The sequence below is a fragment of the Hyphomicrobium sp. genome (genome assembly GCF_035687085.1).
Taxonomy (GTDB): domain Bacteria; phylum Pseudomonadota; class Alphaproteobacteria; order Rhizobiales; family Hyphomicrobiaceae; genus Hyphomicrobium_B.
Window position 1 is genome coordinate 406,490 of sequence record NZ_DASRYS010000002.1, and the last position, 26,390, is coordinate 432,879.

The window sequence follows — 26,390 nt, forward strand, 5'->3', positions numbered from 1 at the left end:
AGAACTTCATTAAGGAGGTCATCGGCATAGTCGTTCGTGGGCAGCGCTTGAATTTCTGCATGCGCGGATGCCCAGAAACCACCCCTTTTGTTTCAAGGGTAGGCTATGGCCGTGCATTCGAGCATCCTCCGTGACGTGCTGCATCAAACAGATGCGCTGAAGGCGGCTGACTCGCGCAGGCATCGCCGCCTGCCGCTGTCGGTTCCGGGCCGCTTCATGCGCGCCGATCGCAGCGAATATACCTGCCGTCTGAAAGATATCTCCGTCGGCGGTGCAGCTGTCGTTACAGCACACACACCCGATCCCGGCGAACGCGTTGTCGTTTATCTCGACCATCTAGGTGGTCTCGAGGGCACCGTTATCCGCACGACCCCCGATGGCTTCGCATTCGGTTTTAAAGTCACTGAGCACAAACGCGAGAAGCTTGCTGCACAGATCATGTGGCTCGCGAACAAAGACGACTTTCCCGATGAGGTCGGCAGGCTTCACGAGCGCGTAGGAACTCGCGGTCGGCGGACGACGTTGAGGGTCGAGGAAGGTGTCATTATCGACGTTGAATTACTCGACGTTTCGGCATCTGGCGCTTCGATCGGCACGCCTGCGCGGCCGCCGATCGGCAGCCTCGTGATTGCCGGAAAAACGCGGGCCATCGTTCGGCGTCATCATGGACATGGCATTGGTGTTCAATTTCTTTCGCTGCTTTCGCCTGAGGCGTTGCGCGAAAGATTCCCGTGAACGTTACGCGTTGGTTGTGTGATGCCTCAAATCGCTCGCCGAGTTGCCAAAATCTTAAAGTTCAATTTGGATGTAACTTTGATGCGAATGCCGCGGCGGGCATTCATGCTAAAAGCAAGTGTCTCGCGTATAGTATCGTACCGTGTTCGAGGGCGTTTCATGAAGTACGGTAGCGTAGCCGCTTGTTTGGCGGTCTGTTTTTCGGCGGCATCAATGCCGGCGTTCGCGCAGCAGGTGGCGGTCATCAGTCCCGCCATGCGCGCGCCCGAATTCATGCGGGTTTATGGCAGCTCGCAGCCACCTTATGGGTTCGTGGCATTCTGCGATCGCATGCCTCGCGAATGCATGGTCAGCTCGCCTGACGATGCGCGGTATCAGGCAACACCTCAGAGCCTGAGCGAACTCGACGAGATCAATCGCGCGGTCAATCACGAAATCGAGCCGGCGACGGATCTCGAAGTTTACGGCGTCGTTGAATATTGGACGTTGCCGAAGCGCCGCGGCGACTGCGAAGATTATGCGCTGCTGAAGCGCCATCGCCTCATCGCGCGCGGCTGGCCGTCAGGCTCCCTTCTGATGACGGTCGTACGCGACGAGAAGAACGAGGGTCACGCGGTTCTCACCGCGCGCACGACGCAGGGCGATTTCATTCTCGATAACAAGGTTGACGTCGTTCGCCTTTGGAACCAGACGCCCTATCACTACGTGATGCGGCAGTCGTACATGGATCCGAAGGTCTGGGTCTCGCTTGATCCGAATGATGCGGCAACGCCGGCTGCGCTGTCGGGCGTTCAATCGGTCAATGCCGGCATATTGGAGTCCATGCCGGATCTGCCCTAACCCGAAAAGACTTCACAGGCCGGATATTCGCCGATCCCCCCTCGATCCGGACCTGTTTGCGGGCCGCGCGTTTCCCCCAAGCGCCGGCCCTTTTTTTTTTGGAGCAGTGTCGTGAGTTCAATGCCTCAAGGCGCCGGCGTTAGGCCGCTCGCGTAACGCTTCCAGTTCTCGACGTAGCGACGCGCGGCGCCTCCGAAGCGCTCTACGTCTTCATCGTTCAGTTGGCGAACGACTTTGCCAGGGGAGCCGATGACCATAGAGCGAGGAGGAATGATTTTCCCCTCGGGGATCAGCGCTCCAGCGCCAACGACGCATTCTTCGCCAATCTGCGCGCCGTTCATGATGATGCTGCCGATGCCGATCAAGCTGCCACGGCCGATCGTGCAGCCATGCAGCATGACCATATGCCCGATCGTGCAGTTCTCGCCGATCGTAAGTGGGTATCCCGGGTCGGTGTGCAGGACGCATCCGTCCTGAACGTTGGAGCGCGCGCCGACGGTGATCAATTCGTTATCACCGCGCAGCACCGCGCCAAACCAGACGCTCGCGTCCTCCTCGAGCTTCACTTTGCCGAGAAGGACAGCGTTCGGCGCGACCCAGAAGCGGCCGCTTTCGGGCGTCTCCACCCCTACGTCATTCAAGTTGTAGAGAGGCATTCCGGTTTCGCTTCTAGACGCCTTCGAGATCCATATCCAGGATCGCCATCTGGAACTGGTAGGAGGTCTCGCCCTCTTCAACCTCGCGGTACAGGGTCGCCACGAACTCGCCATTGATGAAGACTTCGGCCATGTCGTCTTTCTTCGGCTGAGCCTTCACCTCGAGATTGGACGAGCCAAATGTTTTCCGCAGATACGACTGCAGACGCGCGAGTTCTTCTTTCTTCAATTTCTTTCTCCTGGAATTTCAGAGGCCGCCGAAATCATCGACCCAACCTTGGTCCATGGAACGGGCGGGTTCGGCGCAGCCGGCGGTGCCGACGATTTTAGCCGGTACTCCGGCGACGGTGACATTGGGTGGCACTTCGGCGAGAACGACGGATCCCGCGGCCACCCGCGAGCAACGCCCGACCTTGATGTTGCCGAGTATCTTGGCGCCGGCTCCGACCAGCACGTTATCGCCGATCTTGGGATGGCGGTCACCCATCTCTTTGCCACTGCCGCCAAGTGTCACCGCGTGGAGGAACGAGCAGTTGTCGCCGACGACAGCCGTCTCGCCCACGACGAAGCCCGTTGCGTGGTCAAGCATGATGCCTTTGCCGAAGGTGGCGGCCGGGTGAATATCGACGCTGAAGATGCGCGAAGACTGGCTTTGCAGGTAGAGCGCGAAATCATAGCGGCGGCTCTTCCAGAGCGCGTGCGCGAAGCGATACGTGACGAGCGCGTGGAAGCCCTTGAAATAGAGCAGCGGATCGAGATAGCGCGTGCAAGCAGGATCTCGGTCGTAGACGGCCTGCAGGTCCGCGCGGAAGATTGCGCCAAGGCCCGGCTGCTCCGTCAGTACGCTTTGGAATGTCTGCGAGATCAAACCGGCATCGACATCGGTGTGATTCAAGCGCTGCGCGAGACGATGGCACACCGCGTCCTCGAGCATCTTATGGCTGAGGATGGTCGCGAATATGAAGCTGCCGAGGGCGGGCTCGGTCTTCATCGCGGCTTCCGCCTCGGCCCGGACCTGCGCCCATATCGGATCGACGATTTGGACCTTCGATGTGGCGGTTGTCTTGGTGCTCGACACGTCTTGCCTCTCAGTCCAATACGAGGTCCTGGCGGGCCGCCGAAGCGTACCGGTCCAAATTAGCAACAGCCGATTAACGCCGGTGTAAACCCCGGTCAATCGATCCTGATCCCTCTCTTATACACTTTCCGGCCTCCGCGTGCATCTGCCGCCCTGGCCCCGGTCCGCAGGCCGTTTTATTGCGGATTTGCTGACCACCCGCCCGGATAGAAGGACTGGCTTAATGGCTGAAGCTGCGGAAACCGCGTCTCCCTCGCTCAAGTTTCGGAAAGAAGGGGCAATCGGGTGGATCACGGCCGATAACCCGGCGCGGATGAACGCGTTGACCGCTGCGATGTGGGAGGCGATACCGCGGGCGATTGGGGAAGCCGTCGCGGACCCTGAGGTCCGGGTCATCATTCTGCGCGGCGCGGGCGACACGGCTTTTTCCGCCGGCGCCGATATTTCGGAATTCGAGAACTCCCGCACCGGTGATGCCGCCAAGATTTATGATGCGTTGAACGATGCCGCCTTCAACGCCATCACCGGCTGCCCCAAGCCCACGATCGCTATGATTCATGGGTTCTGTCTCGGCGGCGGGCTGGGACTTGCTCTGTGCTGCGATATGCGGATCGCGGACGATGCCAGCCAATTCGCCATTCCAGCCGCCAAGCTCGGGCTCGGCTACAACGCCCGCTGGGTCAGGCCTATCCTCGCCGCTGTCCCCGTCTCGCGGGCCAAGGAACTGCTGTTCACTGGACGCCGCTTCCGGTCCGCCGACGCCGAGGCGATGGGTCTCGTCTCGCAACTCATGCCCAAGGCGGAACTCGAGCCCACTGTGCGGGCGCTCGCTGCCGAGATCGCCGCCAACGCGCCTCTGTCGGTCGCGGCTGCCAAGCAGGTGATCGACGAGATCTCCCGCCATCCCGAGAACCCCGATATGGACCGCCTCGATGCTGCCGTGGCCGCGTGCTTCGAGAGCGAAGACTATGCGGAAGGGCGGCGGGCTTTCCTCGAGAAGCGCAAACCCCAGTTCAAGGGCCGATAACGTGAGTGAGCGGATCAATCGGCTGCGGGCCGCCGGATATGTTGCCGCCCTCTGCTTGAGCGCGACCGCCGCTTCGGCCGGCGACAGCAGACTGCTGAACGCGTGCTTCTCGCAAGGCACGCTGGCCGGGGTGCCGGGCGAAGAAGCGGCTCAGAAGGGCAATCACACGTTCGATGCTCCGATCAAGCTCAATGGCTTCACGCAGTCATCGCCCGTGCCCGATGAACTTCGCGGCGCTATTCGCCGTGTCACTCTTCCGCCTGGCGAGAAGAAAATCGCTTTGACGTTCGATCTTTGCGAGCAGCGCGGCGAGATCGCCGGCTATGACGGGCGGATCTTCGATTATCTGCGCCAGCAAGGCGTCAAGGCGACATTCTTTGCCGGCGGCAAGTGGATGGTTTCACATCCCGCGCGCATTCAACAGCTGATGGCCGACCCGCTGTTCGAAATCGGCAATCACACGGAAACACACGCGAACCTGCGCCTCCTGCAGCCTGCTGCCGTCCAGCAGCAGGTGCTCGCTCCGCAAAAGGCCTATGAAGCTGCGCGCGCCCAGCTTTCCTCGCAACAGTGCGTTGCTGAAATACCGGACACGATGGGCAGCATTCCCGAGCAGCCGAAGCTCTTCCGCTTTCCGTATGGCGCTTGCAACGACGCATCGATGAAGGCCGTCAACGATGCCGGGATGCTCGCGATCCAATGGGATGTTGCGACGGGCGATCCCGATCCGCACACTTCGGCGGCGCGCATTGCGCAAGCCATGGTGCTGGAGGCAAAGCCCGGCTCGATCATCGTCAATCATGCCAACGGACGGGGCTGGCACACGTTCGAAGCGTTGATGATCGCCATCCCGAAACTGAAGGCGAAGGGATACGAGTTCGTCACCGTCAGCGAGCTGATGACGATGGGCAAACCCGTGATCACCGCGGAATGCTACGACCGCAAACCGGGCGACACCAATCGCTATGATTCACTCAGTGCGCTTCAGCATCCGCTGAATGCATCAGCGAAGCGCAACACAAAGATCGCACTTGCGCCCTCCTCCTCCCAGAAGCCGTTGTCCAAAGCGAAGACGGCCAAGAAAGCCTCGGCCAAGCCTGTCACAACTGAGCACTGACATGGGCAATGGGGGCACGCCGAATGATTCCACATCGGCTACGACGGTGACATTCGAGCCGATGACGGCGGAGGCGGCGCAAATACTTGCCGAGGCCCTCGCACAGATCGATCCATGGGCCCATTATGCCTATACGGAAGCTCGTCTCGCTGCGGCGTTGTGCGAGGACGAGCCAGGCGCTCAACACTTCCAGATCCGCGTGGAAGGGGCGCTCGCCGGCGCCATGATTATCCGGCGCCGCTGGCTGCGGGGACCTTATCTACAGTTTTTGGGACTTCTGCCCGCCTTCCAACGGCACGGCGTGGGCAGCGCCGCTCTGTCCTGGTTCGAGGGCCAAGCGCGCGATGATGGTGCTCGCAATCTTTGGGTCGCAGCCACCCATTTCAATGTTGCAGCCCAAACTTTTTATGAGCGGCATGGTTTCGTCTGCGTCGCGACCCTTGACGATCTCATTGCCGATGGGACTGCCGAGATCCTTTTCCGCAAGCGGCTCACGCGCGAATAGCGCGCCATCGGGCCCGCCTTCAATTCGTGTTGCTGATGCTTTGATGAGTCGCGAAGGCCTGAAGCGGTACCCGCCGGCGCGCAATCAGCCCTGGCGGCGAATGCAAGCGAAATAATTTTGGATCGTTATTGTGCGGCGCATCTGCGTGCGTCCGCTGTCATCAGCCGGACGCGCACCGATTTTCAGAGAGCGCATTTAACCGCGGTTTTGCGCTGCTTTTCGCGGCATCCCCTTTGGGGCTCGTCTGCAAAGTTGGTCAATCCAGCAGCTACCGAGCCGTTAATTTCGACGTGACCGAGGCTCGCTCGCGGTGCTGAGCCCATCCCGCTTCTGCGACGCAAAATGCTTTTCGCTTGTCACGCCGGTGCGCCGTTGCATAGCTTCACGCCAAGCTTCGAAGAGAGGAGCTCAGACGAATTCCGAAGCCTCGGGAAACGAGGTTCTGGCAAGGCTCTGCAAGTACGGCTTAACACTCTTGCGGTATAATTGTCGTTTGGATTTCGTGAAAACGGGTCGTGCTCGGGACACTTTGAGAGCGACCGTCTGGAGGAAATGCCTGAAACAGTAATCCCACGCGCGATGCTCCAAGGAGCCAACGAGACGGGGGACTATTTCAAGGATGTCTGGCGCGAGCCAAACGACCAATGCGGCGCGGTACCGATGTGGACCGCGCCGATTTTTTTTTGATCAGGCCGCTGCGGCGGAGCTTGTCCGCTCGTAATTGAGAACCGGCGCAAGCCAGCGTTCGGCCTCCTCGACAGTCCAGCCCTTGCGCGCGGCGTAGTCCTCGACCTGGTCGCGCTCGACCTTGCCGACGCCGAAGTAATGGCTTTCGGGATTGGCGAAATACAATCCCGACACGGATGAACCGGGCCACATCGCGTAGCTTTCCGTCAGCTTGATGCCCGTTGTCTTCTCAACGTCCATGAGGCTCCAGATCGTCGCCTTTTCTGTGTGATCGGGCTGCGCGGGATAGCCCGGAGCCGGCCGGATGCCTTGATACTTCTCCAGGATCAGATCTTCGGCCGTCAGCTTCTCGCTCTTGGCATAGCCCCAGAGCTCCTTGCGGACCTTCTCGTGCATCGCCTCGGCAAAGGCTTCCGCGAGGCGATCGCACAAAGCTTTCGCCATGATGCGATTGTAGTCGTCGGTCTTCTTGATGTGCCGTTCGATGGCTTCTTCTTCGCCAAGGCCCGTCGTCACTGCGAAACCGCCGATGTAATCGGCCACACCGGTTTCCTTCGGGGCAATGAAATCGGCAAGCGCCGTGTGCGCGCGGTTCCGCGATGGATCGCGGGCGATCTGCTGGCGCAGCGTGTGCAGCATCGCGATTTCTTCCGACCGCGCATCATCCTCATAGAGCGCGATGTCGTCACCGATGCTATTTGCCGGCCAGAATCCCACGACCGCGGACGCCCGAACCCACTTCTCGGTCACCATGCGCTTCAGCAGCGCCTGCGCGTCATCGAAGAGCTTCTTGGCTTCCGAGCCCACCTTGTTGTCGGTCAAGATCTGCGGGTAGCGGCCCGTCAGTTCCCATGTCTGGAAGAAAGGCGTCCAATCGATATAGGGGACGAGCGAAGCAAGATCGTAATTCGCGAAACTGCGCGCGCCGAGGAAGCTCGGCTTGACGGGCTTGAAGGCCTGCCAGTCGACGTTGAACTTGTTGTCGCGTGCTGACTTCAGCGTGATGCGCTGCTTGCGCGCTTCGTTGGCCAGATGCGTCTCGCGGACTTTGGCGTATTCCGCCTTGATGTCCTGAACATAGGCGGCCTTATCGGTGTCGGACAGCAGCTTCGAGACGACGCCGACGGCGCGGCTGGCGTCCAGAACGTAGACGGCCTGTCCGCGGTTGTAGTTCGGATTGATTTTGACCGCCGTGTGCACCTTGCTCGTCGTCGCGCCGCCGATCAGCAGCGGCATCGAGAAGCCTTCGCGCTCCATCTCGGCAGCAACGAAACACATCTCGTCGAGCGACGGCGTGATGAGCCCGGAGAGGCCAATCATATCGACCTTTTCCTTCTTCGCCGTTTCGAGGATTTTTGCGGCGGGCACCATGACGCCGAGGTCGATGACCTCGTAGTTGTTGCACTGAAGGACAACGCCGACGATGTTCTTGCCGATGTCGTGCACGTCGCCTTTCACGGTCGCCATCAGAATTTTGCCGGCGGCGGGCTTCTCGTCGAGGCCGGACAGTTTCTTCTCGGCTTCGAGGTACGGCTGCAGATAGGCAACCGCCTGCTTCATCACGCGCGCCGATTTCACGACTTGGGGCAAGAACATCTTGCCGGCGCCGAAGAGGTCGCCGACGACGTTCATGCCGGCCATCAGCGGGCCCTCGATGACGTGCAGCGGCTTTTCGGCCTTGCCGCGGGCTTCTTCCGTATCGGCCTCGATGAAGTCAGTAATGCCGTGAACGAGCGCATGGGTGAGACGCGCTTCAACGGGCGCCTCGCGCCAGGAGAGATCCTTTTCCTTCGCCTTCTGGCCGCTGCCATCGCCTTTGAATTTGGGCGCTGCTTCGAGCAAGCGGTCGGTCGCGTCGGGACGGCGATTGAGGATTACGTCTTCGCAGAGATCGCGCAACTCGGCCGGTATGTCGTCATAGAGCGCAAGCTGACCGGCGTTGACAATGCCCATGTCCATCCCGGCGCGAATGGCGTGGTAGAGGAACACCGAATGCATCGCTTCGCGCACCGGCTCGTTGCCGCGGAAGGCGAATGACAGGTTCGAGACGCCGCCTGAAATGTGAGCGAGCGGCATCTTCTCCTTGATCTGGCGCGCCGCCTCGATGAAGGCGATGCCGTAGCCGTTGTGCTCTTCGATGCCGGTCGCGACAGCGAAGATATTCGGATCGAAGATGATGTCTTCCGGCGGGAAGCCGACCTTCTCGGTCAAAAGCTTGTAGGCGCGCTCGCAGATCGCGACCTTGCGTTCGGTCGTGTCGGCTTGGCCTTCCTCGTCGAAAGCCATGACAACGACGGCGGCGCCGTAGCGCAGGATTTTGCGCGCATGTTCGAGGAACGGCCCCTCGCCTTCCTTCATCGAGATCGAGTTGACGATCGGCTTGCCCTGCACGCACTTCAGGCCCGCTTCGATGACGCTCCACTTCGAGCTGTCGATCATGATCGGCACGCGGCTGATGTCAGGCTCGGAGGCAATGAGATTGAGGAACGTCGTCATCGCCCGCTCGGAATCGAGCAGGCCTTCGTCCATGTTGACGTCGATGATCTGCGCGCCGGCTTCCACCTGCTGACGGGCAACGGCCAGCGCGCCCGCGTAGTCGTTCTGCTCGATCAGCTTGCGGAACTTGGCTGAACCCGTGACGTTCGTGCGCTCGCCAATGTTGATGAAAGACTGCGCGGCGTTTGCTGTGGTCATTGTGCTTACTTCACCCATGGACGAACGGTTCGAGGCCTGAGAGGCGCAGGCGCGGTTCCTGCTTTGGTAGTGCACGCGGCTTATAGGATTTCGCGTGGCTCGCAATGTGGGCGATGTGGTCCGGCGTCGAACCGCAGCAACCGCCAACAATGTTGATCAAGCCATCGGCGAGCCACGGCTCAACCTTGCACGCCATCTCGTGCGGATTTTCATCGTACTCGCCCATGGCGTTGGGAAGACCCGCATTCGGATAGGCCGAGATGCGCACGTCGGCCACGTGCGAAAGCTCGGCGATGTAGGGCCGCATCAACTCGGCACCCAGCGCGCAGTTGAGACCGATCGAGAACGGCCTCAGGTGCCGCATCGAGTACCAGAAGGCTTCCGCCGTCTGGCCCGAGAGCGTGCGGCCGGAGCGATCGGTGATCGTGCCGGAAATCATGATCGGCAGCTCGAGATCTTTCTCTTCGAACACCTCCAGGGTCGCAAAGCCCGCGGCCTTGGCATTCAAGGTGTCAAAGATCGTCTCGATGAGGATGATATCGGAGCCGCCGTCGATCAGCCCCGTCACCTGCTCCTTATAGGCGTCGCGCAGTTCATCGAAGCTGACGTTGCGATAGCCGGGATTGTTGACGTCGGGCGAGATCGATGCGGTGCGGTTGGTCGGCCCGACGGCGCCAGCAACGAAGCGCGGCTTCTCCGGCTCTTTCTTCGTCCACGCATCGGCGGCGCGACGCGCGAGCTTCGCGGCTTCGACGTTCATCTCATAGGAGAGCTCTTCCATGTGATAGTCGGCCATGGAAATGCGCTGCGCATTGAACGTGTTCGTCTCGATGATGTCGGCGCCCGCGCGCAGATACTTGCCGTGGATCTCTTCAATGATGTCGGGCTGCGTCAGAACGAGAAGATCGTTGTTGCCCTTGATGTCCTTGGAATGATCAGCGAAGCGCTCGCCGCGATAATGGTTCTCGCCGAGCTTGTATTGCTGGATCATCGTGCCCATAGCGCCGTCGATGATCAGGATGCGTTCGCTTGCAGCCTTTTCCAGCGCGGCCCAACTTGCTTTGCGTCTCATGTTACCTCGTTCTTTTGAATGGTTCAGGCCGCGTCGGCGTTCGCGGGTCTCGCTGCGCGCAAGCCCAAGAGGTGGCAGATTGCGTAGACGAGATCGGCGCGGTTCAACGTGTAAAAGTGGAATTTCTTGATGCCCTCGTCCACGAGGTCCATCACCTGCTCGGTCGCAACGGCGGCACCGACCAGCTGCGAGGTTGCGCTGTCGGCTTCTAGGCCTTCGAAGCGGCGGGCGAGCCATGACGGCACGCTGGCGCCTGCGCGCGTGGCAAAGCCCGCGACCTGCTTGAAGTTATGAATGGGCACGATGCCAGGAGAAATCGGCACCCAGATGCCGGCTGCGCGCGCGCGCTCGAGGAAGCGAAGGAAATACGCGTTGTCGAAGCCAAACTGCGTGATGATGCGATCGGCTCCCGCATCGACCTTGGCTTTGAGGTTTTCGAGATCGGCCTCAAGCGACGGGCTTTCGGGGTGCTTCTCGGGATAGCCTGCCACCGAAATCTCGAAGTCGGCAATGCGCTTCAAGCCGGCAACGAGATCGGCTGCATTCTTATAACCGCCGGGGAACGGCTCATACTTCGCGCCGGTGCCTTGCGCAGGGTCGCCGCGCAGAGCCACGATGTGGCGAACGCCTTCGTCCCAATAGGTCTTTGCAACCGCATCCACTTCTTCCTTCGTGGCGTCCACGCAGGTGAGATGGGCGGCAGGCTTTAGCGGCGTCTCTTTGAGTAGACGTGTCACGGTCGCGTGGGTACGTTCACGCGTCGAGCCGCCGGCGCCGTAGGTCACGGAGACGAATTCAGGGCCGAGCGGCGCAAGGCGCGTGATCGAGGACCACAGCGTCTCTTCCATCTTCTCGGTCTTCGGTGGGAAAAACTCGAAGCTGACGAGGATGTCGCCCGATCCCAGCAGTTTGCTTTTGCGTTCTTGTGCCATCAATTTGCCCCCTCGCGCACGTCCTCGATGGGTGCGCCTGTTCTTGCGACCGGTGCCTGCGCCGTGGGGCGTTCCGCCAGCCAGACCGTTACGGTCAGAATTTCTTCGCGATCATCGTCTTTCGGCGTCAGGTCTTCGGTCGATTTCGGAACGAGACCGGCGTCGGTCATCCAGCTTGCGACCTGCTCGTGGGCGAAGCCCAGGCGCTCATGTGCTTCGCGTGTTCGCAAGAACTCCAAGTCGTGCGGCGCGAAATCGATGATCAGGAGCTTGCCGCCGGGTGCCAACACGCGTGCGGCTTCGCGGATCGCGAGCGCAGGATCCGAGAGAAAATGCAGAACCTGATGCATGACGACGACATCGGCCTGCCGGTCCGCGAGCGACAGCGAATAGATATCGCCATGGCGCACCTGTGCGTTCAGGCAGCCCTTCGATTTGAGATTGGCGTTGGCGTAGTTGAGCATCGCCTGGTTGACGTCGAGGCCCAGGCCGCGCGTGAACCGGTCAGCGAAGAGTTCGAGCGTGCGGCCCGTGCCGGTTCCGAGATCAACGAACAATCCGAACGGCCCCTCACCGATCGCGCGGCGCATTGCGGCTTCGACTTCGTTCTCGTCGACATGGAGCGTGCGGATGCGGTCCCAATCGGCGGCGTGCTGTTCGAAGAAGGCTTGCGCTGCAGCCTCGCGCTCGCGTTTCAAGGCTTCGGCGCGTTCACGGTCGCGGCGGACGGAGGATTCGGCGGGATCAACCTCGGCTACTAGGCGCAGAGCCAAGCGGCCACCCGGCTGGCGGTCGGAGATATGGAAGTAGACCCAGCTGCCGTCCCTAAAGCGTTCGATCAGGCCAGCCTCGCAGAGCAGCTTCAGGTGGCGGCTGATCCGCGGCTGGCTCTGGCCTAGGATCAGGGTCAAATCCTTGACGTTGAGCTCGCCAGCCGCGAGGAGAAGCAAAATGCGCAGACGCGTCGGCTCCGCCGCGGCTTTGAGCGCGGAGACGAGATCGGCTGTTCGCATTTCGGGTGTTCGATGCATGCGCTGGAACATATAAAGATATGTTTATGTGTCAAGTGGCAGCAGTGCAGTTGTGCATTGCCAGTGTGGCACGCGCGTTAACCCTGCCTTAGTTTGCCCGCTGTAGCCTTCGCCATCGTTTCGCGCGGTGAGTTCGGCATGCACGCTCAGAGTTCTGGTAACATTGTTGTTTCAGGTTCGCCTTCCGGCTTTCCTATTACTCTCCGGCAGACCAACGCGATGCTGAGAGAAATTCCTGGTCTCGCTCTCCTGGGAACGCTCGCCGCCTTCATCATCGCCCCGCAACTGGGGCTTGCAATCTATGCCGTCGCCTCTCCGGACGTCCGAAGCGCAATGGCTGCCCAGCCCACAATCGCGATCGAGCTTGTGCTTGCTCTCGCCTTCTGGGCCGGCCTCGTCGTCTGGCCGATGCGGTCGCTGCTTCTCGCCCTATTTTCGGACCGGTTCGTCGATATCCGCGACGGCGAGGTTCAGGTGGTGGACAGAAACCTTTTTTCGAAGACGCGCTGGCAGCTGCCGCTGGAAGCCTACGAGGGCATCGCCGTACGCGTCAGATCCTCGATCTCCGGCGCGCGCCAGGAGGCGGTCCTGATGCATTCCGATCGTAGCCGCAGCATCATTTTGAGGAGTGCTGAGCACATCGGCCGCGGAGAACTCGAGGAACTTAGCCGCTTGCTGGGCCTCCCTTATGCGATGCCGGAGCTTCCTTTCCGCTTCGCCGGTGAGGTCTCATCGCGAGAAAATCCTGTGGCCGCGTAGCCATTCGGCATCGTTTTGACGAGATTGTTGCCTCTCTAACGCGAAGTGAGGCTTGTTTCGAAGCAGTGAGGGCGGCAGAGTCAAATCAGGCCACCTGCCGCTTCGGTTTATCAGGGGACGATTATGCGAAGGTTAGACATGGGGTGGGCATTTTCTCGGATCAGCTCCGCGGCTTGCCTCGCTGTTTTTGCAGCATGCTTTGCCGTCATTTCGGCTGGTGGAGCCCGCGCGGAATCGCCTGCTGTCTACATGCAGCGCGTGCAGAACGAACTGATGGTCGCGCAGAAGTCCGGTGGCGTGGCGCAGTTCGCGCAAGTGCTTCGCTCGCACATGGACGTGCCCAGCATCGGCTTGACGGCTCTCGGGCCCCACGCCCGCACGCTGCCCAAGTCCGAGCGGCCGGCCTACTACAACGGCATGATCAACTTCATCGCCAAATACGCGGCGAAGGAAGCGCCGAAGTACATGGTCAGAAGCGCCGTGGTCACAGGCCAGGGCCCGGGCGATCATGGCGGCACGAACGTTGATACCCGGATCACGCTGGTCTCCGGCGAAAGCTACGACATCCGCTGGCTCGTCATGAAATCGGGCTCGACCTACAAGGTCCGTGACGCGCAAGTGGTCGGGTTCTGGATGACGGCATTCCTGGACGACCTTTTCCAGAACTACATCAGTGAGAACGGCAATAATCCCCGTGCCCTCGTTCTGGCTCTGAGCAGGTAAGCGTGGCGTTCGGGGCACGCTTGCCCCGCCACCCGTTCTGCTCCGTGCACTTGCCATTCAAAGGTCTCAATCCGCCTCCAATTGCCCGATGCCCGTGAGTTTTTGACAAAGCGCCGCACCCGTGGTCCTTGTCGAGCAAGAACGAGCAAATTTGACGCGCATTCGATAAGATCCGTGCGCGATCTGTTCGGGGTGGGGAGTGGAGAAGACCATGATGTCTCTGAAGTTGCGTTTGGCGCTTGCAATTGCGCTTGCTCTTGGCGCCGGCGTTGCACTGCAGACGGTGCCGGGTTCGGCGCAAGATCAACAGCAGCCCCCGGCAGAATCCGATCAGGCCGCACCTGCTGACGGCGGCGCTGCCGATAGCGCCGGGGCCTCGGAAGCGCAGCCCTCCACTGAGCAGCCGGCCGACGATGGCGCGGCGCCTAACTCCGAGCCTGCACAGGATGGTGGATCATCCCTCACGGAATCTCCGGCCGCTCCCGCAGAAGCGCCCGCCCCTGATTCCGCCGATGTTGCGCCCGTGGCGCCGGAAGCCCCCGCAGCTGCCGCGACAGCGGTCTCAGCCAGTGAGCTGAAGATCGGCGCCGCCGTTTACGGCGCCGACGGCGCAAAGATCGGTGAGGTCAACGGCGTCAAGTCCGACGATGCCGGTAAGGTGCAGGAAATTCTTGTCACCGACGGCGTCGCTGCCGGCATCAATGCCAAAGTCTTTGCGATTTCCGCCGACAAAATCGCGAGCGTCAACGACGGCGTGAAGCTGTCGCTCAGCGCGGAAGAAACGCGGAAGCTCCCGATCATCGATAACAGCAGCGGCTGATCGACGATCGGGAACTGAAGCTTCAGAACTATCGCTCGAAGCGCTTGAACTTGATCCGGTGCGGCTCGACCGCCTGATCACCGAGACGGCGCTTCTTGTCTTCTTCGTAGTCCGCGAAGTTGCCCTCGAACCATTCGACGTGGCTGTCGCCTTCGAATGCGAGAATGTGCGTCGCGAGACGGTCGAGGAAGAAGCGGTCATGCGAGATGACCACGGCGCAGCCGGGGAAGTCTTCGAGTGCTGCTTCGAGTGCGCTGAGCGTCTCGGTGTCGAGATCGTTCGTCGGCTCGTCGAGCAGCAACAGGTTGCCGCCTTCCTTCAGGAGCTTTGCGAGGTGCACGCGGTTGCGTTCACCGCCCGACAGCATGCCGACCTTCTTCTGCTGATCGGCGCCCTTGAAGTTGAACCAACCGCAATAGGCGCGGCTCGGGACTTCCTTCTTGCCGCCCAGCAGCATCTGGTCGAGGCCGCCTGAGATCTCTTCCCAGACCGTCTTCTTGTCGTCGAGATGGGCGCGGGACTGATCGACGTAGGCGATCTTGACCGTATCGCCGAGGCGGATCGTGCCTTTGTCGGGCTTTTCGATGCCCGTCAGCATCTTGAACAACGTCGTCTTACCGGCGCCGTTCGGGCCGATGACGCCGACAATGCCACCCGGCGGAAGCTTGAACGAAAGATCGTCGATCAGCAGACGGTCGCCGAACGCTTTGGTCAGGCCTTCCGCTTCGATGACGACGCCACCGAGACGCGGCCCGGTTGCGATCTGGATCGATGCGCGGCCGGTCTCCTCGCGGCTCGCCTCGTCGGCCAGTTTCTCGTAGGCCGTGATACGCGCCTTCGACTTCGCCTGACGGGCTTTCGGCGATGAGCGGATCCATTCGAGTTCGCGGGAGAGAGCCTTCTGCTTGCCCTCCTCCTGCGCCTTCTCGACAGCTTCGCGCTTGGCCTTCTGTTCGAGCCAGCTCGAATAGTTGCCCTTATACGGCACACCCTGGCCGCGATCGAGTTCGAGCGTCCACTCGGTGATGTTATCGAGGAAGTAGCGGTCGTGCGTCACGAGGATGACGCAGCCCGTGTATTCCTTCAGATAGCGCTCGAGCCAGGCCACGCTCTCGGCGTCCAAATGGTTGGTCGGCTCGTCAAGAAGCAGAATGTCAGGCTTCGACAGCAAAAGCTTCGTCAGCGCCACGCGGCGCTTCTCACCGCCCGAGAGCTTCGTGACGTCGGAATCACCCGGGGGGGAGCGCAATGCATCGAGCGCCTGCTCCACCTGCGCGTCCAGATCCCAGAGGTCCTGGGCATCGATCTGGTCCTGGAGTGCCGTCATCTCGTCGGCGGTCTCCTCGGAGTAGTTGGCGGCGATTTCGTTGTAGCGGTCGAGGATGGCCTTCTTCTCGGCCACGCCTTCCATCGCATTGCCGAGAACGTCCTTATTGGGATCGAGCTCGGGTTCCTGCGGCAGGTAGCCGACCTTAATGCCGTCCGCGGGGCGCGCCTCGCCCGTAAAATCGTCGATGCGGCCGGCCATGATCTTCAGAAGCGTCGATTTACCGGCGCCGTTGAGCCCGACCACGCCAATCTTTGCGCCGGGCAGGAAGGACAGGGAGACGTCCTTCAGCACCTGCTTTCCACCCGGATAGGTCTTGGAAAGCTTATGCATATGATAAACGTACTGGTGTGCGGCCATGCTCGGCGCCTCGTTCGGAATAAAGTTTAGGGATTGGGGCCCTTCCTACCCCATTGCGGCGCTGTCCTCAATTGCATCATTGCGCCCATGTGCGACGTGCCGCGCCCGCAGGTTGCCGCGCGTTGCCCGTCACCAGGCAGGGTTTTTGACGCCGGTGAAGAAGTAAACGCCGAGGCCGATGGTGAAGGCGAACCATCCCCAGATGACGTGCTCCACATAGACCGGCCAGAAGGTTCTCGTGCGTTCGTAGCGCCAGGCCAGCAGCAGTCCGATGACGAACGTTCCGCCGACGGCGATCCAGTTCCGGAAGAGGATGTGTGCGAATCCGAAGGCCAGCGCGTTGACGAAGATCAAGGTCCAGCGCGAGCGAAACAATGATCCGTAGCGGTGGAAGAAGAAGACCCTGTAGGCGAACTCCTGCGCGAGCACGGACGTGAACGGATAAAGCGTCATGATCTTCAACCAGAGCCCCGGGCGCTCGGCGGCGAGCGCGAAGAGCCTGTCGGGCATCACCACTGCGACCAGCGAACCGATGAGTGCGCTGCCGATGGCGAACGTGCCCAAAATCGAGAGCGCAACGGGTCCTGAAATTGCGCCGCTGATTTCCTTTTTCAGGCTGAAGGTGCGATCGTAATAAAGGAAGACAACGAAACCGATGAGCACCGGCGGCAGGGCGTAGAACAGCGGGATGCGGTAGTCGAAGACGGCAATCCGCATCAGCAGCGGAAGGCCCACGAAGAGCACGACGAGTTCTGCCCAAAGGTGCAGCCGGCGGCGGCGGTCCGGATGAATGACATCGAACGGCTGCGCGAGCGTGCCGCCGGCGCGCAGATCGGCTGAACCGCAGACCACGTCTTTCGGCGAGAAGCCCTTTGTCATCTGCGCCCGTCCCTCGCCTTCTCTCTTTTCAAATCTTCGCTTTGACCAGACCCGGCAGCAGTTCGGCCCGCTTTCGCCAGCGCCTTTTGATTTCGGCGGCGATAACCTCAGCCGAGTGCAGCGGCTCATAGCTCCACGACGGCAGCGGCTCGCCGGGCGGCGGCAATGGGCGCGTCGCCCCATAGGACGCAATGCCCGCATGGAACCGATCGAACTTCGCGCTTCCACCCGTCGGCGTGAAAACGAAGATCGGGCGGCCTGTCGCGGCCGCCTCACAGATCATGCTGACGCTATCGGCCGTGATCACGAACTTGTCCGCATGGGCAATGAAATCTGGATAAGGGTTCTGCCCCTTCCCATCCCAGAAGAAGGCGCGCTCGCCCGCGGCTGAGGCCCTGATGCGCGCCGCGAGATGTTCTGGCGTGCGGCGCGAGGTGGTGACCATCAGGCCTGCACCACTATCCGCCAACCGGCCGAGCGTTTCGACCAGCCGCGTCTCATCCGCAGAGGAATACCGGTAGTCGCCGTTGGGGCCACCAATCAGACAGGCGATACGCGGGCGTGGCAAGGCGGCGACATCGGGATGCGCGTTGGCGTGCAGTGCGCGGAGACGTGCGGACGAATACCGATGCGGCGCGGTCAACGTCGAGATGACGTTCGGACCCCGACGCTTATCGTGCGCCGGCACCCATATAAGGTCGGCACTGTTCGCCCCCGTGCGGGGATCCATCAGGATGACGGTGTAGGTCTCGAGCCCCGCCCGGCGTCTTAGCGCGCGGATGTAGGGGATGGTGGTCCGGCCCGTTGCGAATGCAAACGTCGGCCACGGCGGATCGAGCAGCCTCGCCCCATCGGGACCGCTGGTGGGAAGCGGACCCCAGGGCGCCATCAACTTGTAGATGCCGGTGAGATCAACCCGCTTGATTTCAGGCGTCAGGCCGAGGGCTTCGACCACGCCCAACGCCTGCGCATCGTGACCCGCCTTCCCGTCAGAGAAGATCCAGGCGGTCTGGCCCTGAAAGTGGGCCGGGAATTGGTCAGTACGGGTCATGGTTGAACTTTAGCTTCTCACCGGGGCAATCATTGGGATTGAGGGCGCTCCATTGAAGACATAAGCGAAACTTCGTACGGGAACTTGCATTCCTGTTATGACTTAGGTCTTCCCTGCAGCGGCGCGGCCCATGGCAATCGAACTCGACGAAACCGACTGGCGGATCCTCCGCGAGCTGCAAGCCGACGGGCGTATGACCAATATCGCTCTCGCCAACCGCATTGGCTTGTCGCCGCCGCCGTGCCTTCGCCGCGTGCGGGCGCTGGAGGAAGCCGGCCTCATCACAAGCTATACTGCCTTGGTCGATGAGGTAAGGCTTGGATACGCGTTGACTGCTTTTGCCATGGTTCGGCTACACAATCAGGCAGAATCCGATCTACGTGCCTTCGAAAACCGGATTCTCAGCTGGCCCCTCGTCCGAGAGGCCTACATGCTCTCGGGCGAAAGCGACTTTATGCTCAAGTGCATCGCCCGCGATCTGCAGAGGTTTCAGGGCTTCGTGCTCGATGAGCTGACGGCAGCGCCCAACGTCGCCAGCGTCAAGACGTATCTGACGATCCGCCGGGCGAAGCGGGATCCGGGCGTGCCGATCAGCATGGAAGGCCCGGAGGGAACTTAAGCAACGGACCTCACACGGGAGGGTCGATGGCAACCTACTCTGCTTTGGCGAAGCGGCTGGTCAGGACGGCCGCCATATCAGCTGCGAGCCTGACGAGCGCGAGCGCCGCCACCTCGGACGATCTTTACAATCGCTATTTCGCCAACGTGCTCGATGGCGCGCCGTGCTTCGCGCGAACGTATGATGAGGCGTTTCTGGGAGAGCATCCCTCCCACACGGTTCGCAAGATCGAGATCGACCTTGCCAAGAAGAATGCGGACGGGATGCCGAACTCGTCTGACCGCTTCGAGATCGGCTTTGGTCTCATGCTGAGATCTGCGCCTGACTGGTATGGCGAGGCGGCGACGTGCAAGACCAATGACGCGGACTTCGAGTGCTTCCTCAAAGGCGACGGCGGGATCTTTCGCCTGCTGCCGCAGAGCGGTGGCGGTTTGCGCTTGGAGACCAGCGAGGAAGGCATTGCGATCGAAGGGGGCGCGGGGGAAGTCCAAATCGCCGGCAAAGGGGACGATGAGGACCGCACCTTCGACCTTGTTCAGTCGAAGGTGGAATGCCAGTCGGCGTCAGCCTATTTCGAGGGCAGCAACAACGATTGAACGGCGAAGCCAGGATGGGGCCGATCAGCCCCAGTTCACCTTCAGGACTTCGAGCGTCCGCGTTCCCTTGGGCGTCGTAACATCGACGCTTTCGCCCTTCGATTTGCCGATCAGGGCTCGCGCGATGGGGGAGGAAATGGAGATCTTGCGCGCGCGCAGGTCGGCTTCCGTGTCGCCAACGATGGTGTAGGTGACCTCTTCGCCGGAATCTTCGTCCTGCAGCGTCACCGTCGCGCCGAACTTGATCGTTTCGCCGGAAAGCTTCGATGTGTCGATGATCTCGGCGCGGTTGATCTTGTCTTCGATCTCGGCGACGCGCGCCTCGTTCAGGCCCTGCTGTTCCTTGGCGGCATGGTATTCGGCGTTTTCCGACAGGTCGCCATGGGCGCGCGCCTCGGAGATGGCCGCGATGATGCGCGGACGTTCGACAGCCTTCAGGCGGTGCAGTTCGGCCTCGAGGTTTTTGAAACCCTCAAGCGTGATCGGCATCCGTTCCATCATCGTCTCCAAAGCTCCTGAACGGCTCAATCGTTGCGTGGGACAGGCCCAACACACGGTAACAGTAAGGCTGGCAAGTCGGAAAGCAGTGTAGGCGGCCGCGCCTTACGACACGCTCCAGACACCGATGAAAGGCTTAGCGATGGGCGAAAGCCTGCAACGGAGCCACTTCCAGCGTGTCCGATGCTAACGCTTTAATGGCCCGTGTAACCGCTACTGCCCCCGCCAACGTTGTATAATAGGGGATGTGGTGAAGCAAGGCCGTGCGTCGTATGTCCTTGCTGTCGCTGAGGGCTTTAGAACCCTCGGTTGTGTTGAAAACAAGGTGAATATCACCGTTCTTCATTGCATCCACAATGTGCGGACGGCCTTCCAGAACCTTGTTTATGGCATCACACTGAATGTTGTTGGCTTCCAGGAACCGCTTCGTTCCGCGCGTGGCCACGACCTTGAAGCCCATCGCGGCGAGCTCGCGGACCGGGGTGACAATGCGAGCCTTGTCGCTTTCCTTCACCGACACGAACACCGTGCCCCCTGACGGCAGCTTCTGGCCGGCGCCGAGCTGGCTCTTGCCGAACGCCATCGCGAAATCGCGGTCGATACCCATGACCTCGCCGGTCGAGCGCATTTCCGGTCCAAGAACCGGATCGACACCCAGGAAACGGGCGAACGGGAACACGGCTTCCTTGACAGCGATGTGCTTATAGTCGGGCTTTTTCAGCTTGAAATCAGCAAGCGGTTTGCCGGCCATGACTTGCGCTGCGATCGAGGCGATCGGCAGGCCGATGACCTTGGCGACGAATGGCACCGTACGCGATGCACGCGGATTGACTTCGAGGATGAAGACCTGCTCGTCCTTGATCGCGAACTGAACGTTCATCAGTCCGACGACGCCAAGGGCGAGAGCCAGCTCACGCGTCTGCCGCTCGAGTTCGGCGATCATGGCCGGCGACAACGAGTGCGGTGGCAGCGAGCAGGCGCTGTCACCGGAGTGAATACCCGCTTCCTCGATATGCTCCATGATGCCCGCAACGAACGTGTCCTTGCCATCCGACAGGCAGTCGACGTCAACCTCGACTGCATCCGTCAGATAGCTGTCGATCAGCAGCGGGCGCTTATCCGAGACGACCAGTTCGGAGGGCTTATCGAGCGTCGCGGACAGGCGGGCGACATAACGGTCCACCTCTGCTCCATCATGGACGATCTCCATGCCGCGTCCGCCCAGAACGTAGGACGGGCGGATGACGACCGGATACCCGATCTGATCGGCAATCCCGCGCGCTTCGGCGGGAGCCTTGGCGATGCCGCTCTTGGGCTGCGTCAGGCCGAGCTTGTCGATCAGCGCTTTGAAGCGATCGCGATCTTCGGCGAGGTCGATGGCGTCGGGAGAGGTTCCAAGGATCGGAACGCCGGCTTCTTCCAAAGCGCTCGCGAGCTTCAGCGGCGTCTGTCCGCCGAACTGCACGATGACGCCCTTGAGCGTGCCCTTCGTGCTTTCGACGCGGATGACTTCGAGAACGTCCTCGGCCGTCAACGGCTCGAAGAAGAGGCGATCCGACGTATCGTAGTCGGTCGAGACCGTCTCCGGGTTGCAATTGATCATGATCGTCTCGAACCCTGCTGCCGTCAGCGCAAAGCACGCGTGGCAGCAGCAGTAGTCGAACTCGATGCCCTGGCCGATGCGGTTGGGTCCGCCGCCTAGGATGATGATCTTGTTCTTATCCGTTGGATCGGCTTCGCAGACGGGATCGCCGCTGAGGCCCGTCTCGTAGGTCGAATACATGTAGGCGGTGGGAGATGCGAATTCCGCAGCACACGTATCAATGCGCTTGAAGACGGGTTCTACGCCTAGCGCCTTGCGGACCGCGCGGACGTCCGCTTCCGTCGTCTTCGCGAGCTTGGCGAGACGCGCATCCGAGAAGCCTTGCGCTTTGAGCCAGCGCAGCTGCGATGACGATTTCGGCAGACCGTGCGCGATGACGCGGGCTTCCGTATCGACGATGCCTTTGATCTCGGTCAGGAACCAAGGGTCGATTTTGCAATACTGATGAATTTCATCGAGTGAGAAGCCCAAGCGGAATGCCTGCGCGACTTTCAGGATGCGGTCGTTGGTCGGGCGCGAGACAGCGGCGCGGACGACGTTCTTGTCGTCCCCCTGCCCCAGACCATCTAGCTGCACATCATCAAAACCGGTGAGGCCCGTCTCCATCGAGCGCAGCGCTTTCTGCATGCTCTCGGCGAACGTCCGGCCGATCGCCATCGCTTCGCCCACGGATTTCATGGACGTGGTGAGCGTCGTATCGGCGCCGGGGAATTTTTCGAAGGCGAAGCGCGGGATCTTCGTGACGACGTAATCGATCGTCGGCTCGAAGGATGCGGGCGTGGCGCCGCCGGTGATGTCGTTTTGAATTTCGTCGAGCGTGTAGCCAACGGCGAGCTTGGCCGCGACTTTTGCAATCGGGAAGCCGGTCGCTTTCGAGGCAAGCGCTGACGACCGCGACACGCGCGGGTTCATCTCGATGACGATCAGACGGCCGTCAGCGGGATTGACGGCGAACTGGACGTTCGAGCCGCCGGTTTCGACACCGATCTCGCGCAGCACCGCGATCGAGGCGTCACGCATGATCTGATATTCTTTATCGGTCAGCGTCAGCGCCGGGGCGACCGTGATGCTGTCGCCCGTGTGCACGCCCATCGGATCGATGTTCTCGATCGAACAGATGATGATGCAGTTGTCCGCCTTATCGCGGACGACCTCCATCTCGTATTCTTTCCAGCCGAGAACGCTCTCCTCGACGAGGACTTGCGACGTCGGCGAGGCATCGAGACCGCGATCGATGATCTCGAAATATTCTTCGCGATTGTAGGCAATGCCGCCGCCCGTTCCGCCGAGCGTGAACGACGGGCGGATGATTGCCGGAAGGCCGACATGCTCGAGCGCGGCTGCTGCTTCGTCGCGCGAATTGACGAGCGAGGAGCGCGGCGTCTCGAGCCCGATCTTGCGCATCGCTTCGCGGAAGAGCTCGCGGTCCTCGGCCTTGTCGATGGCTTCAGCCTTGGCGCCTATCAGTTCGACGCCATAATTGTTCAGGATGCCCTGCTTGTGGAGTGCGAGCGCCGTGTTGAGAGCCGTCTGGCCGCCCATCGTCGGAAGGATCGCGTCGGGGCGCTCCTTGGCGATGATCTTGGCCACAACTTCCGGGGTGATCGGCTCGACGTAGGTCGCATCCGCGAGGTCGGGGTCGGTCATGATCGTCGCGGGATTGGAATTGACGAGGATGATCCGGTAGCCCTCTTCCCTCAGTGCCTTGCAGGCCTGAGTGCCCGAATAGTCGAACTCGCACGCTTGGCCGATGACGATCGGGCCTGCGCCGATAATGAGGATCGAGTTGATGTCTGTACGTTTTGGCATTCGGCGCACGGATTTGGCCGAGGCTCGCGAAATACGCGGTCGGCTCAGGATTGGATCAGAGGTCGGGCTAAGGGGGCCTTATAGGCAATGGCTCGCGCGGGGGAAACCCCGAAAATATTTCGTGCGATCCTTCTTCGCGGGCAAAGGTGTTTATCCCTTTTTCACGTTGTCACATTCTGGCGCATCAGTACTTGGAAGAAAGATGGTCAGGAGGCCCAGGAAAGGCAAGTACGAGCAGACCTGATAGACATAGTCTATCCCCCGGGCGTCGGCGACGATGCCCAGAACGGCGGCTCCGATGCCGGCCATGCCGAAAGCAAAGCCGAAAAAGATGCCGGCGATCATGCCGACCCGGCCGGGCACGAGTTCTTGCGCGAAGACGAGGATCGCGGGGAACGCGGAGGACAGGATGAGGCCAATCACCACAGAAAGCGCGATGGTCCAGTTCAGATCCGCATAGGGCAGCGGCAGCGTGAACGGCAGGCAGCCGAGAATCGAGAACCAGATGACCTTCTTGGCGCCGAATCGGTCACCGATGAGACCGCCGAGGATGGTGCCCGCTGCCGACGCACCAAGGAAGGCAAACAGCATCAGCTGCGAGGTCTGGACGGACACGTCGAAGCGATGGATCGCATAAAACGTGTAGTAGCTCGTGATGCTCGCCAGGTAGATGTTTTTGGTGAAGACCAGCAAAGCGAGAATCGCAAGCGCCACGGCTGTCCTGCGCGGCGAATGCATGAGGGTGACGGTGCGCACCTGATTGACGGGTTTGCCGCGCGCGGTTGATGCCCACTGGCCGACCTTCCACAGCACCGCCATACCGACGAGCGCGACCGCGCCGAACCAGGCAAGGCTCTTCTGCCCGTTCGGCAGCACGATGTAGGCCGCGAGCAGCGGGCCGGTCGAAGCGCCGAAATTGCCGCCGAGCTGAAATACGGATTGCGCGAAACCATGCCGGCCACCGGAGGCCAAGCGCACGATTCGCGTCGATTCGGGATGAAACACCGCGGATCCAAGTCCCACGCTCGCCGCGCCCACAATGAGGGTCGCGTAGCTGTGCGCGTTCGCCAGCAGCATGAGGCCGATGAAGGTGGATCCCATGCCGATGGTGGTCGAATAGGGAACGGGATGCTTATCGGTGAAGTGTCCAATGAACGGCTGCAGCAGCGATGCCGTCATCTGGAAGGCCAATGTGAGAAGGCCGATCTGCCAGAAGCTTAGCGCATACTCCTGCTTGAGGATCGGATAGACGGCCACGAGCAACGACTGCATGAGGTCGTTGAGAAGATGGCAGACGCTGATAGCGAAGAGAACGGTAAGCGAAGCGGTTGCCATCGGCGCGCGCAACGCCGAGCGTGAAGCATCTATCGTCGTCATGAAAAATCTCCGAAGCCGCTTCTAACCTCGAAGCGGCTGCGGGTCATCGCGTAGGCGGACATACCAGCCATTCCCGCTGGTATGCGCCCGCGTAGTTTACTTGCCGGGCGTCTCAGATGCCGGAGGAGTTGCAACAACGTCCTTGGGAGGCTCGATCTTCAAGTCGAGCGGGAAGCTGTAGGCGGTTTTAAAGACGGGCCTGTCCTCGTGGCCTGGCGCCAAAATCGTGTTGCTGACCGGCAGTCCCGTCAGCGCGTCGACGTAGAACATGCGATAGGCTTGGTTCACGTCGGCCGTGGAGCCCTTCTCCGGCTCATTATCAAGCCTGTAGGAGTAGACATCGCGGCCATCAAGCTGGACGCGACCCTTGCAGGCGTACTTGCCGACGTCGGTCTGCTGCGTCAGGACGGTGTCCTGCATCTGGCCTTTGATCTGATCTGCGACCTGCTTTGAGAGAGGCTTCCAGCCCGTCTCATCCTGCTTCGACCAGGCTTCATTGCCGACAAGGATGAGTTCCGTCGTCTTCCCCGTCAGCTTCTGAGTGACCTTCTGATGCATGCGGTCGGGAAGCACGTAGTCGACTTGCATCTCCGACGGGCCGTTCTCCGTCAGCATGTGGGTGGTCATGCGGAACCACGACGACTTGCGTAGCTTCTGGAGGGCGGCGGACACCTCATCGCTGCACGGATTGGCGTTGGGCTTGGCACCCGGGGCCGCCTCGGGAGCCGGCCCCTGTGCGAAAGCGTGGCTTGAAAGAGCGGCGATTGTCACAAGAGCAAGCGCGATGCGGCGCATAGGAGACATCCTGACTCTGGGCCTGAGGTGCGGCCGGATTTACTGGAGCTTTTGCACGGGAGCGTTCGTGGGCGCAACGATGTCGATATCGGTCGGATAAGAATATTTGACCTTCAACAGCGACTTGTCTCCGTCCGCCGGGCGCGCCACGACGTTGAAGGCCGGAAGGCCGGTCGCGGGGTCCACATAAATCGTTCTTGCCAGCGTTTTTGATGGATCGGTTTCGGGCGTTTTGCCGATGGTGCGGTAAGCCGTGAACTCCTGCCCATCCAGCTTCGCCTGGCCCAGGCACTCAAAGTTGCTCAGGCCTTTCGGGGGCGCGAACATCGCCTGATTGGCCTCGGCCAGGATCGACTGGGTGAACTGAGGCAGCAACTCTTCCAGCGTGCCGCTTGTGCCGGCAAACGCGCGGTTGCCTACGAGCATCGTCTGCTGCTCGCCCGGCATCGCTGGCGACGTCACCGTCTGCAGCATGCGATCGGGCGGCATGTAGTCGATCGTCATGTGAACGTCGCCCTCAGCGCTCGGCTGGCTGAATTCGACGCGGAAAGCCTTCGATGCTCGCTGCTTGGCGAAGGCGGCCAGGACCTGGTCGGTGCAATCGGTTGCAAAGGCCGGTGTGGCCACGGCGAGAGAGAGGATAGCCAAGCAAAGCGCGCGCATTCAGTTCCTCCAGAGTTTTTCCCTGGGTTATACTCAGAACGGCGCGCGAAGCGATCTTAAAGTTAAGCAAGGTTGATTTGTGCCCGGCGGCCCCGGGTTTACCCGAGCCAGCCGCCAGGCAGACTTCTTGACTGTGC

The 26,390-nt window shown here is 61.0% G+C and carries 23 protein-coding genes and 1 pseudogene; 10 read left to right on the forward strand and 14 right to left on the reverse strand.

What is annotated here, in order from left to right:
• The first annotated feature begins 105 nt into the window (after positions 1-105).
• Together VFG26_RS02370 and VFG26_RS02375 are read left to right on the forward strand one after the other, a co-directional pair.
• Positions 106-735, forward strand: coding sequence for a PilZ domain-containing protein (locus tag VFG26_RS02370; RefSeq protein ID WP_325021814.1), 630 nt, complete (start codon positions 106-108; stop codon positions 733-735).
• A 213-nt stretch (positions 736-948) separates the two neighbouring features.
• Positions 949-1,575, forward strand: a complete 627-nt coding sequence (locus tag VFG26_RS02375) for a transglutaminase-like cysteine peptidase (RefSeq protein ID WP_325021816.1) — start codon at positions 949-951, stop codon at positions 1,573-1,575.
• Between the two features lie 125 nt (positions 1,576-1,700).
• Here VFG26_RS02375 and VFG26_RS02380 read toward each other — a convergent pair whose 3' ends face one another.
• From VFG26_RS02380 to cysE, 3 genes are read right to left on the reverse strand one after another with little or no spacing between them, the layout of a single operon-like run.
• Positions 1,701-2,231: a gamma carbonic anhydrase family protein gene (locus VFG26_RS02380; RefSeq protein WP_325021818.1), complete on the reverse strand. Its 531-nt coding sequence runs from the start codon at positions 2,229-2,231 to the stop codon at positions 1,701-1,703.
• Positions 2,232-2,244: 13 nt separating this feature from the next.
• Positions 2,245-2,460 carry a DUF3126 family protein gene (locus tag VFG26_RS02385; RefSeq protein ID WP_325021820.1) on the reverse strand — a complete coding sequence of 72 codons (216 nt, stop codon included), beginning with the start codon at positions 2,458-2,460 and terminating at the stop codon, positions 2,245-2,247.
• A gap of 18 nt (positions 2,461-2,478) precedes the next feature.
• A complete protein-coding gene (gene cysE / locus VFG26_RS02390; RefSeq protein ID WP_325021822.1) occupies positions 2,479-3,309 on the reverse strand; it encodes a serine O-acetyltransferase in 831 nt (276 codons plus the stop codon).
• Positions 3,310-3,532: 223 nt separating this feature from the next.
• Here cysE and VFG26_RS02395 point away from each other — a divergent pair, with 223 nt between their 5' ends.
• From VFG26_RS02395 to VFG26_RS02405, 3 genes are read left to right on the forward strand one after another with little or no spacing between them, the layout of a single operon-like run.
• On the forward strand, positions 3,533-4,336 hold the full coding sequence (locus tag VFG26_RS02395) for an enoyl-CoA hydratase (protein WP_325021824.1): 804 nt from the start codon (positions 3,533-3,535) through the stop codon (positions 4,334-4,336).
• A gap of 1 nt (position 4,337) precedes the next feature.
• Positions 4,338-5,453: a polysaccharide deacetylase family protein gene (locus VFG26_RS02400; RefSeq protein WP_325021826.1), complete on the forward strand. Its 1,116-nt coding sequence runs from the start codon at positions 4,338-4,340 to the stop codon at positions 5,451-5,453.
• A 1-nt stretch (position 5,454) separates the two neighbouring features.
• The gene (locus tag VFG26_RS02405; RefSeq protein WP_325021827.1) at positions 5,455-5,958 is read left to right on the forward strand and encodes a GNAT family N-acetyltransferase; all 504 of its coding nucleotides are present in this window, start codon (positions 5,455-5,457) and stop codon (positions 5,956-5,958) included.
• 687 nt (positions 5,959-6,645) lie between these two features.
• On the opposite strand, the pseudogene metH reads toward VFG26_RS02405, so the two are convergent.
• The 3 genes and pseudogenes from metH to VFG26_RS02420 all read right to left on the reverse strand — a co-directional run bounded on the left by metH (position 6,646) and on the right by VFG26_RS02420 (position 12,356).
• Positions 6,646-10,411 (reverse strand): annotated as a pseudogene (gene metH / locus VFG26_RS02410) (methionine synthase).
• Positions 10,412-10,434: 23 nt separating this feature from the next.
• Positions 10,435-11,343, reverse strand: coding sequence for a methylenetetrahydrofolate reductase [NAD(P)H] (metF, locus tag VFG26_RS02415; protein WP_325021829.1), 909 nt, complete (start codon positions 11,341-11,343; stop codon positions 10,435-10,437).
• Positions 11,343-12,356, reverse strand: a complete 1,014-nt coding sequence (locus VFG26_RS02420) for a metalloregulator ArsR/SmtB family transcription factor (protein WP_325021832.1) — start codon at positions 12,354-12,356, stop codon at positions 11,343-11,345. The genes metF and VFG26_RS02420 overlap by 1 nt, the downstream gene beginning before the upstream one ends.
• A 237-nt stretch (positions 12,357-12,593) precedes the next feature.
• On the opposite strand from VFG26_RS02420, the gene VFG26_RS02425 reads away from it, so the two are divergent.
• From VFG26_RS02425 to VFG26_RS02435, 3 genes are all read left to right on the forward strand, one after another.
• Complete coding sequence (locus tag VFG26_RS02425) at positions 12,594-13,133, forward strand: hypothetical protein (protein ID WP_325021833.1); 540 nt, start codon at positions 12,594-12,596, stop codon at positions 13,131-13,133.
• A 138-nt stretch (positions 13,134-13,271) separates the two neighbouring features.
• Positions 13,272-13,856 carry an ABC transporter substrate-binding protein gene (locus VFG26_RS02430; protein WP_325021835.1) on the forward strand — a complete coding sequence of 195 codons (585 nt, stop codon included), beginning with the start codon at positions 13,272-13,274 and terminating at the stop codon, positions 13,854-13,856.
• 211 nt (positions 13,857-14,067) lie between these two features.
• Entirely contained in the window at positions 14,068-14,676 is a 609-nt protein-coding gene (locus VFG26_RS02435) for a PRC-barrel domain-containing protein (protein ID WP_325021837.1), read from the forward strand.
• 28 nt (positions 14,677-14,704) lie between these two features.
• On the opposite strand, the gene ettA is transcribed toward VFG26_RS02435, so the two are convergent.
• The 3 genes from ettA to VFG26_RS02450 all read right to left on the reverse strand — a co-directional run bounded on the left by ettA (position 14,705) and on the right by VFG26_RS02450 (position 18,293).
• The gene (ettA, locus tag VFG26_RS02440; protein WP_325021839.1) at positions 14,705-16,363 is read right to left on the reverse strand and encodes an energy-dependent translational throttle protein EttA; all 1,659 of its coding nucleotides are present in this window, start codon (positions 16,361-16,363) and stop codon (positions 14,705-14,707) included.
• A 129-nt stretch (positions 16,364-16,492) separates the two neighbouring features.
• Positions 16,493-17,242: a type II CAAX endopeptidase family protein gene (locus VFG26_RS02445; RefSeq protein WP_325021841.1), complete on the reverse strand. Its 750-nt coding sequence runs from the start codon at positions 17,240-17,242 to the stop codon at positions 16,493-16,495.
• A gap of 28 nt (positions 17,243-17,270) precedes the next feature.
• On the reverse strand, positions 17,271-18,293 hold the full coding sequence (locus VFG26_RS02450) for a mitochondrial fission ELM1 family protein (RefSeq protein ID WP_325021843.1): 1,023 nt from the start codon (positions 18,291-18,293) through the stop codon (positions 17,271-17,273).
• 130 nt (positions 18,294-18,423) lie between these two features.
• Here VFG26_RS02450 and VFG26_RS02455 point away from each other — a divergent pair, with 130 nt between their 5' ends.
• Positions 18,424-18,912, forward strand: a complete 489-nt coding sequence (locus VFG26_RS02455) for an Lrp/AsnC family transcriptional regulator (protein ID WP_325021845.1) — start codon at positions 18,424-18,426, stop codon at positions 18,910-18,912.
• A gap of 26 nt (positions 18,913-18,938) precedes the next feature.
• Positions 18,939-19,508 carry a hypothetical protein gene (locus VFG26_RS02460; protein ID WP_325021847.1) on the forward strand — a complete coding sequence of 190 codons (570 nt, stop codon included), beginning with the start codon at positions 18,939-18,941 and terminating at the stop codon, positions 19,506-19,508.
• A 24-nt stretch (positions 19,509-19,532) separates the two neighbouring features.
• On the opposite strand, the gene greA is transcribed toward VFG26_RS02460, so the two are convergent.
• The 5 genes from greA to VFG26_RS02485 all read right to left on the reverse strand — a co-directional run bounded on the left by greA (position 19,533) and on the right by VFG26_RS02485 (position 26,253).
• Positions 19,533-20,006 carry a transcription elongation factor GreA gene (greA, locus tag VFG26_RS02465; RefSeq protein ID WP_325021849.1) on the reverse strand — a complete coding sequence of 158 codons (474 nt, stop codon included), beginning with the start codon at positions 20,004-20,006 and terminating at the stop codon, positions 19,533-19,535.
• 136 nt (positions 20,007-20,142) lie between these two features.
• On the reverse strand, positions 20,143-23,418 hold the full coding sequence (gene carB, locus VFG26_RS02470) for a carbamoyl-phosphate synthase large subunit (RefSeq protein WP_325021851.1): 3,276 nt from the start codon (positions 23,416-23,418) through the stop codon (positions 20,143-20,145).
• Between the two features lie 150 nt (positions 23,419-23,568).
• Complete coding sequence (locus VFG26_RS02475; RefSeq protein ID WP_414653251.1) at positions 23,569-24,753, reverse strand: MFS transporter; 1,185 nt, start codon at positions 24,751-24,753, stop codon at positions 23,569-23,571.
• 138 nt (positions 24,754-24,891) lie between these two features.
• Entirely contained in the window at positions 24,892-25,590 is a 699-nt protein-coding gene (locus tag VFG26_RS02480) for a hypothetical protein (RefSeq protein ID WP_325021855.1), read from the reverse strand.
• Positions 25,591-25,629: 39 nt separating this feature from the next.
• A complete protein-coding gene (locus VFG26_RS02485; RefSeq protein ID WP_325021856.1) occupies positions 25,630-26,253 on the reverse strand; it encodes a hypothetical protein in 624 nt (207 codons plus the stop codon).
• Between the last annotated feature and the right edge of the window lie 137 nt (positions 26,254-26,390).

What these genes read in the sequence shown, in the direction of transcription:
- VFG26_RS02455 (WP_325021845.1), top strand. Translation starts at nt 18,424, where the DNA reads ATGGCAATCGAACTCGACGAAACCGACTGGCGGATCCTCCGCGAGCTG.
- VFG26_RS02425 (WP_325021833.1), top strand. Translation starts at nt 12,594, where the DNA reads ATGCTGAGAGAAATTCCTGGTCTCGCTCTCCTGGGAACGCTCGCCGCC.
- VFG26_RS02445 (WP_325021841.1), bottom strand. Translation starts at nt 17,242, where the DNA reads ATGACAAAGGGCTTCTCGCCGAAAGACGTGGTCTGCGGTTCAGCCGAT.
- VFG26_RS02435 (WP_325021837.1), top strand. Translation starts at nt 14,068, where the DNA reads ATGATGTCTCTGAAGTTGCGTTTGGCGCTTGCAATTGCGCTTGCTCTT.
- VFG26_RS02430 (WP_325021835.1), top strand. Translation starts at nt 13,272, where the DNA reads ATGGGGTGGGCATTTTCTCGGATCAGCTCCGCGGCTTGCCTCGCTGTT.
- VFG26_RS02370 (WP_325021814.1), top strand. Translation starts at nt 106, where the DNA reads ATGGCCGTGCATTCGAGCATCCTCCGTGACGTGCTGCATCAAACAGAT.
- VFG26_RS02450 (WP_325021843.1), bottom strand. Translation starts at nt 18,293, where the DNA reads ATGACCCGTACTGACCAATTCCCGGCCCACTTTCAGGGCCAGACCGCC.
- ettA (WP_325021839.1), bottom strand. Translation starts at nt 16,363, where the DNA reads ATGGCCGCACACCAGTACGTTTATCATATGCATAAGCTTTCCAAGACC.
- carB (WP_325021851.1), bottom strand. Translation starts at nt 23,418, where the DNA reads ATGCCAAAACGTACAGACATCAACTCGATCCTCATTATCGGCGCAGGC.
- VFG26_RS02475 (WP_414653251.1), bottom strand. Translation starts at nt 24,753, where the DNA reads ATGGCAACCGCTTCGCTTACCGTTCTCTTCGCTATCAGCGTCTGCCAT.
- VFG26_RS02480 (WP_325021855.1), bottom strand. Translation starts at nt 25,590, where the DNA reads ATGCGCCGCATCGCGCTTGCTCTTGTGACAATCGCCGCTCTTTCAAGC.
- greA (WP_325021849.1), bottom strand. Translation starts at nt 20,006, where the DNA reads ATGGAACGGATGCCGATCACGCTTGAGGGTTTCAAAAACCTCGAGGCC.
- VFG26_RS02395 (WP_325021824.1), top strand. Translation starts at nt 3,533, where the DNA reads ATGGCTGAAGCTGCGGAAACCGCGTCTCCCTCGCTCAAGTTTCGGAAA.
- metF (WP_325021829.1), bottom strand. Translation starts at nt 11,343, where the DNA reads ATGGCACAAGAACGCAAAAGCAAACTGCTGGGATCGGGCGACATCCTC.
- VFG26_RS02420 (WP_325021832.1), bottom strand. Translation starts at nt 12,356, where the DNA reads ATGCGAACAGCCGATCTCGTCTCCGCGCTCAAAGCCGCGGCGGAGCCG.
- VFG26_RS02485 (WP_325021856.1), bottom strand. Translation starts at nt 26,253, where the DNA reads ATGCGCGCGCTTTGCTTGGCTATCCTCTCTCTCGCCGTGGCCACACCG.
- VFG26_RS02380 (WP_325021818.1), bottom strand. Translation starts at nt 2,231, where the DNA reads ATGCCTCTCTACAACTTGAATGACGTAGGGGTGGAGACGCCCGAAAGC.
- VFG26_RS02405 (WP_325021827.1), top strand. Translation starts at nt 5,455, where the DNA reads ATGGGCAATGGGGGCACGCCGAATGATTCCACATCGGCTACGACGGTG.
- VFG26_RS02375 (WP_325021816.1), top strand. Translation starts at nt 949, where the DNA reads ATGCCGGCGTTCGCGCAGCAGGTGGCGGTCATCAGTCCCGCCATGCGC.
- VFG26_RS02460 (WP_325021847.1), top strand. Translation starts at nt 18,939, where the DNA reads ATGGCAACCTACTCTGCTTTGGCGAAGCGGCTGGTCAGGACGGCCGCC.